The organism is Chenggangzhangella methanolivorans, from assembly GCF_019797865.1.
GTDB classification, from domain to species: Bacteria; Pseudomonadota; Alphaproteobacteria; order Rhizobiales; family Methylopilaceae; genus Methylopila; species Methylopila methanolivorans.
In genome coordinates this window covers 4,757,039-4,770,893 of sequence record NZ_CP081869.1, presented here as the reverse complement: position 1 = coordinate 4,770,893, position 13,855 = coordinate 4,757,039, and the positions used below count along the sequence as shown (strand labels likewise).

General features: G+C 67.8%; 12 protein-coding genes and 1 pseudogene. 6 read left to right on the top strand and 7 right to left on the bottom strand.

The features are described from left to right. Window positions 1-73: 73 nt before the first annotated feature. The 4 genes from mqo to K6K41_RS25015 all read left to right on the top strand — a co-directional run bounded on the left by mqo (window position 74) and on the right by K6K41_RS25015 (window position 4,691). The gene (gene mqo, locus K6K41_RS25030; RefSeq protein WP_261402763.1) at window positions 74-1,786 is read left to right on the top strand and encodes a malate dehydrogenase (quinone); all 1,713 of its coding nucleotides are present in this window, start codon (window positions 74-76) and stop codon (window positions 1,784-1,786) included. A gap of 510 nt (window positions 1,787-2,296) precedes the next feature. Next, on the top strand, window positions 2,297-3,487 hold the full coding sequence (locus K6K41_RS25025; protein ID WP_261402762.1) for a pilus assembly protein: 1,191 nt from the start codon (window positions 2,297-2,299) through the stop codon (window positions 3,485-3,487). After that, window positions 3,484-4,071 (top strand): TadE/TadG family type IV pilus assembly protein, encoded by a 588-nt coding sequence (locus K6K41_RS25020; RefSeq protein WP_261402761.1) that lies wholly within the window; start codon window positions 3,484-3,486, stop codon window positions 4,069-4,071. The genes K6K41_RS25025 and K6K41_RS25020 overlap by 4 nt, the downstream gene beginning before the upstream one ends. After that, window positions 4,065-4,691 (top strand): TadE/TadG family type IV pilus assembly protein, encoded by a 627-nt coding sequence (locus tag K6K41_RS25015; protein WP_261402760.1) that lies wholly within the window; start codon window positions 4,065-4,067, stop codon window positions 4,689-4,691. The genes K6K41_RS25020 and K6K41_RS25015 overlap by 7 nt, the downstream gene beginning before the upstream one ends. A gap of 60 nt (window positions 4,692-4,751) precedes the next feature. Here K6K41_RS25015 and guaA read toward each other — a convergent pair whose 3' ends face one another. The 7 genes from guaA to guaB form a co-directional block, all read right to left on the bottom strand. Further along, the gene (gene guaA, locus K6K41_RS25010) at window positions 4,752-6,314 is read right to left on the bottom strand and encodes a glutamine-hydrolyzing GMP synthase (protein ID WP_261402759.1); all 1,563 of its coding nucleotides are present in this window, start codon (window positions 6,312-6,314) and stop codon (window positions 4,752-4,754) included. Between the two features lie 82 nt (window positions 6,315-6,396). Beyond that, window positions 6,397-6,687, bottom strand: a complete 291-nt coding sequence (locus K6K41_RS25005) for a hypothetical protein (RefSeq protein WP_261402758.1) — start codon at window positions 6,685-6,687, stop codon at window positions 6,397-6,399. Between the two features lie 52 nt (window positions 6,688-6,739). Beyond that, window positions 6,740-8,032 carry an RsmB/NOP family class I SAM-dependent RNA methyltransferase gene (locus K6K41_RS25000; RefSeq protein ID WP_261402757.1) on the bottom strand — a complete coding sequence of 431 codons (1,293 nt, stop codon included), beginning with the start codon at window positions 8,030-8,032 and terminating at the stop codon, window positions 6,740-6,742. Between the two features lie 76 nt (window positions 8,033-8,108). After that, on the bottom strand, window positions 8,109-8,483 hold the full coding sequence (locus K6K41_RS24995; RefSeq protein ID WP_261402756.1) for a calcium-binding protein: 375 nt from the start codon (window positions 8,481-8,483) through the stop codon (window positions 8,109-8,111). Next, on the bottom strand, window positions 8,480-9,799 hold the full coding sequence (locus tag K6K41_RS24990) for a hypothetical protein (protein ID WP_261402755.1): 1,320 nt from the start codon (window positions 9,797-9,799) through the stop codon (window positions 8,480-8,482). The genes K6K41_RS24995 and K6K41_RS24990 overlap by 4 nt, the downstream gene beginning before the upstream one ends. Window positions 9,800-10,007: 208 nt before the next feature. Beyond that, window positions 10,008-10,430 (bottom strand): MAPEG family protein, encoded by a 423-nt coding sequence (locus K6K41_RS24985; RefSeq protein ID WP_261402754.1) that lies wholly within the window; start codon window positions 10,428-10,430, stop codon window positions 10,008-10,010. 9 nt (window positions 10,431-10,439) lie between these two features. After that, window positions 10,440-11,933 carry an IMP dehydrogenase gene (gene guaB, locus K6K41_RS24980; protein ID WP_261402753.1) on the bottom strand — a complete coding sequence of 498 codons (1,494 nt, stop codon included), beginning with the start codon at window positions 11,931-11,933 and terminating at the stop codon, window positions 10,440-10,442. On the opposite strand from guaB, the gene K6K41_RS24975 reads away from it, so the two are divergent. Continuing rightward, entirely contained in the window at window positions 11,932-12,081 is a 150-nt protein-coding gene (locus tag K6K41_RS24975) for a hypothetical protein (protein WP_261402752.1), read from the top strand. The two genes, guaB and K6K41_RS24975, sit on opposite strands and share 2 nt — an antisense overlap. 114 nt (window positions 12,082-12,195) lie before the next feature. Next, window positions 12,196-13,645 (top strand): annotated as a pseudogene (locus K6K41_RS24970) (MFS transporter). Window positions 13,646-13,855 lie beyond the last annotated feature (210 nt).

The following is a 13,855-nucleotide window of genomic DNA, read 5'->3' as shown; positions in this document are numbered from 1 at the left end:
ATGATTATAGAAATCTGACCGACGACTTCGTTTACGAGCGCGCGTCGGCCATCGAAAGCCTTCGCGGAGCTCCATGACTGAAAACGAAACCTCGCGCGCCAAGGCGGCGTCGAAGCCGCTCGCCATCACGCGCCGTCGCCTCCTCGGCACAGCGCTCGGCGCCGGCGCGGCGTTCTTCGCCTACCGATGGCTGACCGAAGAGCAGCATCGCGCCGAAACCGCCGACCGCAGCGTGGACGTGCTTCTCATCGGCGGCGGCATCATGAGCGCGACGCTCGGCGTGATGCTCGCCGAGCTCGAGCCGACCTGGCGGATCGAAACCTTCGAACGGCTGTCGAACGTCGCCGACGAGAGCTCGAACGGCTGGAACAACGCCGGCACCGGCCACTCGGCGCTCTGCGAGTTGAACTACACGCCCGAGGACGACAAGGGGAACGTGCAGATCGCCCGCGCGATCGACATCAACGAGCAGTTCCAGATCTCGCGCCAGTTCTGGGCGCATCAGGCGCGGACCGGCGTTCTGGAGAACCCGCGAAGCTTCATCAATTCGACGCCGCACATGAACCTGTGCTGGGGCGAGGAGAATGTCGAGTTCATCACAAAGCGCGTCGAGGCGCTCAAGGCCAGCCCGCTGTTCGCCGGCATGGAGATCACCACCGATCCCGCCAAGATCGCCGAATGGATCCCGCTCGCGATGGAGGGCCGGGAGGACACCTCGAACCTCGTCGCGACGCGCTCGCCGCTCGGCACCGACGTCAATCTCGGCGAGATCACGCGGCAGTTCTTCGCGCGCCTTTCCAAGAACCCGACATTCACGCTGAAAACCGGCGTTGAGGTGCGCTCGATCACCCGCAATCCGAGCGGAACCTGGCGGGTGTCGGCCTTCGGCACGGAGGACGGCTCCAAGATCGAGACGGTCGACGCGCGCTTCGTGTTCATCGGCGCCGGCGGCGCCGCGCTCCCGCTTCTGCAGCTTTCGGGCATCGAGGAGGCCAAGGCCTATGCGGGCTTCCCCGTGGGCGGCTCGTTCCTCGTGACCGAGAACCAGGAGGTCGCCGCCAGGCATCTCGCCAAGGTCTACGGCAAGGCCGACGTCGGATCGCCGCCCATGTCGGTGCCCCATCTCGACACCCGCGTGCTCGACGGCAAGCGCGTGCTGCTGTTCGGCCCGTTCGCCACCTGGTCGAGCAAGTTCCTCAAGAACGGCTCCTATTTCGACCTGCCGGACTCGGTGACGATCGAGAACCTGTCGTCGATGCTGCAGGTGAGCTGGAACGAGATCGCGCTCGTCAATTATCTCGCCGGCCAGCTGGTGCAGTCCCACGACGCCCAGCTCACCGAACTTCGCCGCTACTATCCGGAGGCCAAGGACGAAGACTGGCGCCTGTGGCAGGCCGGCCAGCGCGTCCAGATCATCTACAACGACCCGAAGAAGGGCGGCGTCCTGAAACTCGGCACCGAGGTGGTGATGGCCAAGGACCGCTCGATCGCCGCGCTGCTCGGCGCCTCGCCCGGCGGCTCCACCTCGCCCGCGATCATGCTCGGCCTGCTGGAGAAGGCTTTCCCCGACCAGGTGAAGGGCGCATGGAGCGGAAAGCTGCGGACGATCGTTCCGAGCTACGGCAAGAAGCTCAACGGCGATCCCGTCCTGATCGCCTCGGTCTGGAAGGAGACCGCGGACGCCCTGCAGCTGTCGATCCCCTCGCCCGATCTCACGGGCGTGGCCGGCGGCGTCGCGGCGCCGAGCGGAGCGCCGATGCCGGTCGACAACGAGGTGAAGCTCTAAGGAGCCTCAAGGTCGCGGCGCCCGTCCGGACAGGGCGGGCGCCGAACCGGTCCGCGCGCGCGCGGCGCCGTCGGCCTTTGGTCATCGCGCTGGCCCCCGCCCGTCGCAGACCACATCCGTTATGAACGCATGACTGGCGTAAGTATTTCTGCACACCTCACCGGTTTGGCTCGTCAGAACATATACCCGTTGCGGCTCGACGATACTGAATAACACCAATAGCATCCCCTGCGTCGCGCCAACTCAAGAATATACAACTTACGGTTTAAAGTGTAATCTGTACTAATATTTCTAGATTTAATCTTTTCTAAGAGCCTATTCGTCATCTACGCAGAGTTCAGCGGCAACAGCCTCGAACTCCTATTGCGTATCCCGCCTCGCGGACGACTTGCCTCGCTGGAGGCGCGGGTCGGACGCGGTTGGCTTGAGTGAGCAGGCAGAATGTCGTCGTGGTGGAGGTTAGGCCGGGACAACCGCGGATCGATTCCGGTTCTGTTCGCCTTGACCCTCGTGCCGCTGATAGGCCTCGCCGGAGGCGCCATCGACTACAGCAAGGCGATCGCCGACCGGGCCCGACTGAACAACGCGCTCGACGCGGCCGTCATCGTCGGAGCGAAACAGGCGCAGTCGGACGACGCGAAGAATCTGACCAACAAGGCCATCCGCGCCAACGCCAAGGCTGCGGCGACCGACTACTTCAACACGGCTCCGAATCTCCCCGTCGGGGCGAAGCCGACCTTTACGGTCAAGCTGAACAACCGCACGGTCACGGTCGAAGGCAGCTACACGTCGACGACGCCCGCGTCTCTTCTGAAGATCATCGGGTTCGACAAGTTCGCGATCGGCGGCACGGCGGCCTCGGCGATCGACCTGTCGCCCATGGTCGACATCCATCTGCTGATCGACGTCTCCGGCTCGATGGCGCTCGGCGCCACCACGGCCGACATCAACAAGCTGACCTCCAACCTCGGCTGCGCCTTCGCCTGTCATGACGGCGTCAAGGTGAAGAACACCCAGCTCGATGCGTTCGAATGGGCGCTCGCGAACGGCGTGACTCTCCGCATCAACGAGATCAACGCCGGCATTCTCGACTTCATCGCCTGGCTGAAGACGCAGACGTCCTCGACGAAGCGCATCAGGATCGCGGTCCACAGCTTCAGCACCACGCTCGAGACGATCGTTCCGATCACGGCCACGCTCAACGCCGCGGCCACCAATCTGCCGAAGGCCCCTGACGCCTCCGGCGAATTCGACGGCGCGACGCATTTCAACGAGATCATGGCCCAGTTCTCCGACGAGGTCGGCGCATCCGGCGACGGCGCTCAAGACGCTCGAAAGCTCGTCATCATCGCAACTGACGGCGTGCAGGATCCCAATCGGACGTGGTCTTGGAACATCCCGCTCCGCAAGAAGGTGGTCCCGTTCTCGCCGGACGACTGCCGCAAGATCGACCCGAGCGTCTCGATCGGCGTGCTCTACGCGCCTTATCTGAAGATGCCCTGGGACTGGGGCTACAACGCCACCCTCGGAAGCCCGAGCCTGATCGGCGGCCCCGGCACGCGATGGGACGACATCGTTCCCCAGTTGAAGGCCTGCACGACCTCCGCCGACCTGTTCGTGGACCTGTCGACCACGGCTTCGGTGGGCGCGGCGTTCACCAGCATCTTCCAGCGGTTCACGCAGGTGAGGCTGACGAAGTGATCGGGCGTCTCCGGCCGACGGTGGCGCTGCGATCATTCGCGCGATCCCGGGACGGAAGCTACGCCGTCGAATTCGCGATCATCAGCAGCCTGCTGGTGGTCTTGGTGATCGGCCTCGTCCAGTTCGCCATGATCTTTCTGGCCCGCAACAGCCTCGAGGCCTCGCTCCAGACGGCCTCGCGCTCGGTTCTCACCGGCTCGTTCCAGACCGACAACGCCGACGCCAAGGACGCGGCGACGATCCTCGCCAATCTTCGCTCGTCGATGTGCGGCTCAGGCGCCAAGGCGTCGGTCCTCTCGCTGAGCTGCGCGAACATGAAAGTCGACGTCTCGGTCGTCAGCGCGTTCGCGGGCGCGCAAAGCGGCTCGGCGCTCGACGCCTCGGGCGGCTGGGCGAAGAATTTCGGCACGTCCTACGCCTGCCCCGGCCCCAGAAGCATCGCGGTCATCCGGGCGGCGCTGAAATATCCGCTGTTCGTCCGGGCGCTGTCCTTCGGGCTCTCGAGCTTTTCGGACGGGGCCGCCCTCATCCAGTCGAGCGTCGTGTTCCGCGTCGAACAGTACCAGTCGGGCGCGTCATGCTGAGGCGCGCCTCGGCCCGATCAAGGCGGTCGTTCGCCCGGGAAGACGGCGGCGTCGCGGCGATCGAATTCGCTTTGTTCGCGCCGCTTCTGATCGCGCTGTTTCTCGGCTGCGTCGAATTCGTCAACGCGATCGACCATCGCCGCAAGGTCAATCAGGTCGCGCGCACGATCGCCGATCTCACGGCGCAGGGCGACGTCCAGAACCCGATGTCGGCCTCTCTCCTGCGCGACATCTTCGCTTCCGCCGTCCCGATCATGGCTCCCTACGCGTCCGCGCTGGAGGAGGTCCGGGTCTTGGCCGTCGGCGTCTATGCGGGAAAGCTCGGACTTCCCTATGTCTGCTCGAGCTGGACGACTGGCTCCAAACCCCGTTCGGTCGGTTTCGCCGCGGACATCGACGTCCCGGACAACTTCAAGCGGTTCGGGGCGAGATACGTCGTCGCCGAGATCAGGACGCCCTACCGGCCGGTGCTGGGAAGCCTGACGTCGAAGTTCGTCAAGGGCCTGAACCTCGACTTCACATGGTCCGAGGTCGCCTCGTGGCCCGTGCGCGGCGGCGGCGCCTACACGATCCTGACCGACGCTGAGGTCGTGCTGCCGAACGGGAAACCGTGCCCGTGACGGTCGTCCGGATCGTCGGCGACGCTCGGCGTCACGTCTGAACGAGCGCCCGCGCGGGCGTCACTCCCACTCGATCGTCCCGGGGGGCTTGGAGGTCACGTCGTAGACCACGCGGTTGACGCCCCTCACCTCGTTGATGATCCGGGTCGCCGCGCGGCCGAGGAAATTCATGTCGAAGGGGTAGAAGTCGGCGGTCATGCCGTCGACCGAGGTCACGGCGCGCAAGGCCAGCACATATTCGTAGGTGCGGCCGTCGCCCATGACGCCCACGGTCTTCACCGGCAGCAGAACCGCGAAGGCCTGCCAGATCTCGTCATAGAGCCCCGCCTTGCGGATCTCGTCGAGATAGATCGCGTCGGCCTGGCGCAGGATCTCGAGCTTCTCGCGGGTGATGTCGCCCGGGCAGCGGATCGCCAGACCCGGCCCCGGGAAGGGATGGCGGCCGACGAAGCTCTCGGGCAGGCCGAGCTCACGGCCGAGCGCCCTCACCTCGTCCTTGAAGAGCTCGCGCAAGGGCTCCACGAGCTTCATGTTCATGCGTTCGGGCAGCCCGCCGACGTTGTGGTGCGACTTGATCGTGACCGAGGGGCCGCCCGAGAACGAGACGCTCTCGATGACGTCGGGGTAGAGCGTTCCCTGCGCGAGGAAGTCCGCGCCGCCGATCTTGCGGGCCTCGTCCTCGAACACGTCGATGAACAGGCGCCCGATGGTCTTGCGCTTGACCTCTGGATCCTCGACGCCCGAGAGCGCGTTGAGGAACATGTCGCTCGCGTCCACATGGACGAGCGGGATGTTGTAGTGGCCGCGGAACAGGCCGACGACCTCCTCGGCCTCGGCCTTGCGCATCAGCCCCTGGTCGACGAACACGCAGGTGAGCTGGTCGCCGATCGCCTCATGCAGCAGCACCGCGGCGACGGACGAGTCCACGCCGCCCGACAGGCCGCAGATCACCCGGCCCTTGCCGACCTGTTTGCGGATCTTCTCGATCGCCTCGTCGCGATAGGCGGCCATCGACCAGTCGCCCGAGCAGCCGCAGATGTCGCGCACGAAGTTCTGCAGCAGCTTGCCGCCCTGGGGCGTGTGAACGACCTCGGGGTGGAACATCAGGCCGTAATAGTGCCTCGACTCGTCGGCGATCGCGGCGAAGGGCGCGTTCTCCGAGACGCCGACGATGCGGAAGCCCGGCGGCATGCGGACGATGCGGTCGCCGTGGCTCATCCAGACGATGTTCTTGCTCTTGTCTTCCCAGACGCCGGTGAAGAGCCGCGAGGGCGCCACGACGTTGAGGTCGGCGCGGCCGAACTCGCGGTGATGGCCGCTCTCGACCGAGCCGCCGAGCTGTTCGGCCATGGTCATCTGGCCGTAGCAGATGCCGAGCACCGGAATGCCGGCGTCAAAGACCGCCTGCGGGGCCCGCGGGGTGCCGATGTCCGCCACCGACGCCGGACCGCCCGAAAGGATGACGCCCTTGGCCCCGAAGGTCGCGAAGGTCTCCTCCGCGAGATTGAACGGCGTGATCTCGCAATAGACGCCGGCCTCGCGCACCCGTCGCGCGATCAGCTGCGTGACCTGCGAGCCGAAGTCGATGATGAGGATGCGGTCGTGATTTTGGGCGGCGCTCATGCGCAGTCAGTACGCCGAACCCTTGGGCCGCCGCAACGGCGCCTGCGCAGAGCTAACCGTCGTTTTTTGCCGCGGACTCGTGTCAGAGCCGTCCGCCGCCCGGCGACGCCGGCTCTCCGGGCGCGGCGTTCGGCGTCGCGGGCGGGCTCGTCGGCGACGCGGCCGGGCTGCAGACCGACGGCGCCTCGGCGGCGAAGCGCGCCGAAAGCTTGCCGCAGCCCCAGTTCTTGAACGCGGGCGGCAGGACCTCCGCCACCGTGGTCCCGATCCGGTCGTTCGGGTTCGGACCCCAGTTCGCGTACCAGATCCAGTACCCGGCGACGAGCACGACCAGAACGCCGATCAGCTCCAGAAACCCTCTGATGGTGCGCATGAATTCCCTCGGCTCGCCCGTCCTGTGGGAGATGTCGCCGAGGGCGGCCGCGTCAAGAGCGCGTGAGGATCGCGACGAAGAAGCCGTCGGTGCCGGAACGCCGCGGGGTGAAGAGGAACGCCGCGCCGTCCTCCGTCGCATGGGCCGCAAGCGACGGCGCGCCGACAGCCGCGGCGGCCTCCGCCGCCGGCCTCGGCGCGAAATCGGGCCGCCGCTCGCGGAAGGCCGCGACCCGCGCGCCGTTCTCATGCGGCAGCAGCGAACAGGTGACGTAGACGAGCCGCCCGCCGGGGCGCACCAGAAGCGCGGCGGCGTCGAGGGCGGCGTCCTGCTCGATCATGCGCTGCTCGAGCGCGCCTGGGCGCATGCGCCACTTGGCGTCCGGATTGCGCCGCCAGGTGCCCGTCCCCGTGCAGGGCGCGTCGACGAGCACGAGATCGGCCCGCTCGTCGAGATCGGCCAGCACGTCCTTCGCCCCGCGGGGCGAGCGGATCTGGAGATTGCGCAGCCCCGCGCGCTCGGCCCGCTCGTGCATCGGCGCCAGCCGGCGGATGTCGCTGTCATGGGCGTAGAGCTGGCCGCGATTGTCCATCTGCGCGCCGAGCGCCAGGGTCTTTCCGCCGGCGCCGGCGCAGAAATCCACCACCTGCTCGCCGACGCCCGCGCCCGCCAGCAGCGCGGCGAGCTGCGAGCCTTCGTCCTGCACTTCGACGAGGCCCTTGAGGAAGGCGGGCTCGGCCTGCACGGGCGGGCCGCGGCCGTCGGAGGTGAGCGCGACCCGGAGCCCGAAGGGGGAGAGCGGCGTGGCTTCGGCGTTGAGGTGAGCCAACGCCGCCAACGCCTTGTCACGGTCGCCTTTCAGCACGTTGACCCGAAGATCGAGCGGCGCGCGCTGCGCGAGCGCGGCTCCCTCGGCCGCGCGATCGTCGCCGAACGCCTCGGCGAGCCCCGCGTCGAGCCACTCCGGATAGTCGCCGGCGACATGGGCCGGCGCGCCGTCGAGCGAGCAGCCGGCGATCGCCGCGCGCTCGGCCTCGTCGGGAGCCGCCGGAGCGTGGCGGTCGCCCGAAAAGCTCGCGGCGAGCCCGTCGGCCGTGACCCCGCGCACGAAGGCGAGCGTCCCGAGCGCAAGCGCCCGCGGGGCGTCGGAGCCCATCCGCCAGGCGATCGAGGCGCGCTGGCGAAGCGCGTCATAAGTCAGGCTCGCGATGCGCGCGCGGTCGCCGGAGCCCGCGAAACGATGCGCCGCGCCCCAGTCCTTGAGCGCCTTGGCGGCGGGAGAGCGTCGCTCCTCGATCTCGGTCAAAACCTCGATCGCGGCTTGCGCATGGGCGGCGGGGGTCATCGGCGGGGCTCCGGAGCGAGCCCCGCGAGGTGCACGAGGGCCGCGCCGATTGCAAGCCCCGACGGCGCGACGGCGATTATTGGATGACGTTGGCGGAGGTGAAGTTCTCGAGCTTGTACTTCTTCAACCGGACGGTCGCGCTCGCGCCCTTCGGATCGGTCTGGTCGACGAGGGTGATCACCACGTCCTTTCCGACCTGCTTGGCCGCCGCCACGACGTCCTCGCGGCCGTTGTAATGAAACGCGGAGGCGTCGACGCGGTCGATCGACTGGAAGTCGAGGATCGTGTCCTTGCCGCCCTTCGGCGCGAAGATGAAGACGTCCGCGCCCGGCCCGCCCGTGATCGTGTCGTTCCCGCCGCCGGGCGCGATCTGGTCGGCGCCCGCGCCGGCGACGATGACGTCGTCGTCCTCGCCCCCGTCGATCAGGTCGTCGCCGTCGCCGCCCTTCACCTCGTCGGAGCCTTCGCGCGCGAGCAGCGTGGCGGCCGCAGCCTTTGCGGCCAGCTTGTCGCCTTCGGCGTTCCGACGGCCAGCGCGGCGATCCGGTCGCCCCAGATGCCGCCATTGGCTGCGAACAGCTTCAGGAAGTCGCCATTGGGCAGGACCGCGTGTTCGGTGTTGTTGTTGGGGATGGCGATCTCGCTCGGACCGTCGATCCCGAAGCGTTCCGTCACGAGATCCTCGGACAGCGGCTTGCCGGCGGGGTCGAAGAACCGCATCCGCTGCGTGGCGAAGCCGCCGACCACCTGGACGTTGTGCCAGCCGATCCCGAAGCCCTTGTCGAACGCCACGATCTCAGGCTCCGCCTGATCGCCGGACACGTCGCGGTGGACGACGAAGTCCTTTCCGACCGCCTTACCCTTGCTGTCGAAGACGCGGGCGTAGACGTCGAACCGCAACTGCTGGCCGGCGTCGTAGGCCACCCAGGTCACCACATATCCGCCATTGGATATGGGCTGGGCCTTCACGGTGAAGCGCGCGAAAGCGAAGAAGTCGAGCGCGGGCATCGTCGTGCTGTTGATCTGGAACTGCTTTCCGGGCTTGCCCGCGCCGTCGAACGGCACGCCCTTGAGCTGGCTGTCCGAGGCGCGGAAGATCGCGACGCCGCCCGAGCCGTTTGCCACCACGGTCTGCTCGTAGCTCGCGGCGCCGAACGGTCCGGAGACGTCGTCCTCCACCACGCGCGACGCGCCGACGGGCTTCATCGCGCCGTCGAGCTTGATCAGCGTGGTGTCCTCGCCGCCGGTCGCGAAACTGCGGGTGACGACCGCGACCTTGCCGTTCTTCAGCAGCGCGAGATCGTGGATGTAGCTCGCGGCGCCAGACGCAAGCACGGGAGTGATCGCCCCGATCTTGCCGGTCGCCACATCGTAGACCGCGCCCTTCAGCGAGGGGCTGAAGGAGGCGTTCGGCCCCTTCCAGACGACGCCCACCTTGCCGCGGCCGAGGTCGACCAGCGTCGGCAGACCTTCGACGAAGCCCGGACCGTCAAGCTGCAGCGGTTGGCCGACCGCCGAACCGTCGTCCTTGAAACGCTGGATCAGGATGGTGGCGGAGGTTCCCGAAGACCGGTTCCACGCGACCACAAGCCCGCTCGAGGTTCCGACCGCGCTGATCTTGCTGTCGGAGGTTCCGGCCGCCGGCGCCGTCAGGGCCTTGGGCGTGGTCGGAAAGTCCGCCGCCGCCGCGCCCCCTGCGCAGCACAGCGCCAGCATCGCAGCCGTTCCGACGGTCGACAGCAGGAAAGTGGTCGCAGCCTTGGGCACTCGCATATCCGTTCCCCCGATTTACGGGGGCGGACAATGCTGAAGAGATTTTCGAGCGGCAAGCATCGAGGCCGCCGAAAATCCTCTCCTAAGGGTTCTTACTTACCCGAGATCAGACGTCCGAAATATTGTCGGACGACAACAAATATCTACTAACGCGTTGCAGCGCCTGAGTCCGGCCTTGGACAGACGGGATCCGCACGACGTCTTAGAGCCCGATGAACACTTTGAGAGCGAACCAGATCCAGAGCGCCATAAGCGCGATGGCGCCTGCGAGAAACAGGCTGAACCGGCGGCGGACCCGATTCGTCCCGACGTGCTCGAAAGCGTGCAGGTAGCGAAGCGCGACGAACACCCAGCACAAGCCGACGAAAACGAGATCCGCGGTTTTCGTGACCAGCGCGAGCGTGACCACGGCGTAGAACAGCGGCGGCAGCTCGAGCTGGTTGTGAAAGCAATCCGAGACCTTCGCGGCCTTTTCGGGCCAGGCGAAGCCGCGGGGCGAGCCGCGGCCGACCTTCACATCGCCGGCGCGCGCCGCCGCGATGCGCGCGCGCCCCATGGCGACCAGCAGCACGAAGGTCAGCAGAACCTGCGCGAAGAGCGGAGCGAGGACCGCCTGGACGGTCATCGCCGCGCCTCAGGCCACGCTCGGATAATTCGGGCTCTCGCGCGTGATGGTCACGTCGTGGACGTGGCTTTCGCGCAGCGACGCGCCCGAGATGCGGACGAACTGCGCGCGGCTGTGAAGCTCGGAGATGGTCGGCGCGCCCACATAGCCCATGGCGGCGCGCAGGCCGCCGGCGAGCTGGTGGAGGACCGCCGCGACCGGGCCCTTGTAGGGCACCTGCCCCTCGATGCCTTCCGGCACAAGCTTCAGGCGGTCGTTGACCTCGGCCTGGAAGTAGCGGTCGGCGGACCCCTGCGCCATCGCGCCCACCGACCCCATGCCGCGATACGACTTATAGGAGCGGCCCTGGTAGAGGTAGACCTCGCCGGGGCTCTCGTCGGTGCCGGCGAGCAGCGAGCCCACCATGGCGGCGTCCGCGCCGGCGGCGATGGCTTTCGCAAGGTCGCCCGAGAACTTGATGCCGCCGTCGGCGATGACCGGCACGTCCTCGCGCCTGGCGACGTCGACCGCCTCCATGATGGCGGTGAGCTGCGGCACGCCGACGCCCGCGACGATGCGGGTGGTGCAGATCGAGCCCGGGCCGATGCCGACCTTCACGGCGTCCGCGCCGGAATCGATCAGCGCGCGGGTGGCGTCGCCGGTCGCGACGTTGCCGGCGACGATCTGGACCTCGTTCGAGAGCCGCTTGATGCGGGCGACGACGTCGAGCACGTGCTGGGAATGGCCATGGGCGGTGTCGACCACGACGAGGTCGCAGCCGGCGTCGATCAGCGCCTCGGCGCGTCCGAAACCCTTGTCGCCGACGGTGGTGGCGGCGGCGACGCGAAGGCGGCCCTGAGCGTCCTTGTTGGCGTTCGGATTGGCGACCGCCTTCTCGATGTCCTTCACCGTGATCAGGCCGACGCAGTGGTAGTCGCCGTCCACCACCAGCAGCTTCTCGATGCGGTGGGTGTGGAGCAGGCGCTTGGCCTCCTCCTGGGTCACGCCCTCATGCACCGTCACGAGGTTCTCATGCGTCATGAGCTCGGAGATCGGCTGGCGCGGATTGGTGGCGAAGCGCACATCGCGGTTGGTCAGGATGCCCACGAGCTTGCCCGGACGGCCGTTCGCCGTGCGCTCGGTCACGGGAATTCCCGAGATGTTGTTGCGCTTCATCAGGTCGAAGGCTTCGGCGAGCGTGGCGTCCGGCGCGATGGTGACCGGGTTCACCACCATGCCGCTCTCGAACTTCTTCACCTGCCGCACTTCCGCGGCCTGCTGCTCGGGATCGAGGTTGCGGTGGATCACCCCGATGCCGCCGGCCTGCGCCATGGCGATGGCGAGGCGGGCTTCCGTCACCGTGTCCATCGCGGACGAAATGATCGGGATGTTGAGCGAGATCGTGCGCGTGACCCGCGAGCGCAGATCCGCCTCGCCGGGCATCACTTCCGACAGACCAGGCCTAAGCAGCACGTCGTCGAAGGTGAGAGCTTCCCTGGCGAAGACCTCTTCGAAGCGAGACATGGCCGACCTCCTCGGATGGGTGCGCGCGCACGAGATGTGCGTGATGCGCCCGGCGCCGCCCGTCGGCGTCCGGCCCCTGATGCGCGAAAAGCGCCGCTGGGGGAAGTTGGCGCGGACCTTTAGCACGGCGATGACGCGGCGCAAATGACGCGATGGCGCAGGGGGCGGACGGAGCAGCGCCGTCCTTGCGCCATTCAACCGTCAGGCATGCGCGGCGGCGGGTCGTTGGCGCCGCGCGCAACCCTATATCGCGCTCAGTCCGATGCCCACCTTCCCCAACACACGCGTGCCTGCGCGCATCCTCGTTCCCCTGATCGTCGCCTGCGCGCTGTTCATGGAGAACCTCGACTCGACCGTGCTCGCGACCTCGCTGCCGGAGATCGCGCGCGAGCTCGGGGAAAACCCGATCGATCTCAAGCTCGCGCTGACCTCCTACCTGCTCAGCCTCGCGATCTTCATTCCCGTGTCCGGCTGGCTTGCGGACCGGCTCGGCGCGCGGCTCGTCTTCCGCGCCGCCATCGCCGTGTTCGCGCTCGGGTCGGCGCTTGCGGGCTTCTCCTCCTCGATGCCCGAGATCATCGCGGCCCGCATCGTCCAGGGCATGGGCGGCGCCATGATGGTGCCGGTCGGACGCCTCGTGATCCTTCGCACCGTGCCGAAGTCGGAGCTCGTCGGCTCGCTCGCCTGGCTCACCATCCCGGCGCTGATCGGCCCGGTGCTCGGCCCCCCGGTCGGCGGCTTCATCACCACCTATTTCTCCTGGCGCTGGATCTTTTGGATCAACCTGCCGATCGCAGCGCTTGGCCTCGTGCTCGCGACGCTGTTCATCCCGGACGTGCGCGCCGAGGAACGGACCCCCTTCGACACGAAAGGCTTTCTGCTGTCCGGCTTCGGCCTCGCCACGGTGGTGTCGGGCTCGACCGCGCTCGGCCTCGACGCCCTGCCCCATTGGGCGGCCGTCGCGATGCTTGGCGTGGGGGCCGGCGCGATCTGGCTCTACGTGCGCCACGCGGAGACGGCGGAGCACCCGATCCTCGACCTGAAACTGTTCCGCATCCCGACGTTCCGAGCCGCGATCGTCGGCGGTTCGCTGTTCCGCGTCGGCATCGGGGCCGCGCCCTTCCTGCTGCCGCTGATGCTCCAGCTCGGCTTCGGCATGACGCCGTTCCAGTCCGGCATGCTGACCTTCGCCTCGGCGCTCGGCGCGCTGGTGATGAAGTTTCACCGCCAAGCCCATCCTCAAGCGCTTCGGCTTCCGCGCCGTCATGGTGTCGAACGCGCTCGTCGCCGCATCGATGATCTCGGTCCCGGCGCTGTTCACCCCGGCGACGCCCGCGTTCCTGATGCTGGTCGCGCTGCTGGTGGGCGGCTTCTTCCGTTCGCTCCAGTTCACCGCCGTGAACGCGCTCGGCTACGCCGACGTCGACCAGGCGCGGATGAGCGGCGCCACGAGCCTCGCAAGCGTCGCCCAGCAATTGTCGCTGTCGGTCGGCGTCAGCGTGGCGGCGCTCGCGCTCGAATCGATTCTCGCCGCGCGCGGCGGCGCGACGCTTCAGGCGGGCGACTTCCCGATCGCCTTCGCGATCATCGGACTGATTTCGGCGGCGTCGGTGTTCATCTTCGCCCGCATGGCCCCGGACGCCGGCGAGGAGGTTTCGGGCCATGTGGGTCCGCGCCCCGACCCGGTGACGGCGGCGCGCGAGCGCGGCTGAAGCGGAGTGCGCGCTTCGAGACGCCTCAGTCCTTCGCCTTCTTCCGGGTCCCGTCGGCCCTGTAGGTCACGACCTCCCAGGCGTTCGGCGTCGTCATGAGGGTCTTCAGCAGCCCGAAATTCGCATCGTGGCCCGGACGGATGGCGATGATCCGCCCCACGATCGGGAGCCCCGCGAGGGGCGAGGTCGCCAACCACGTCGAGCGCGCGG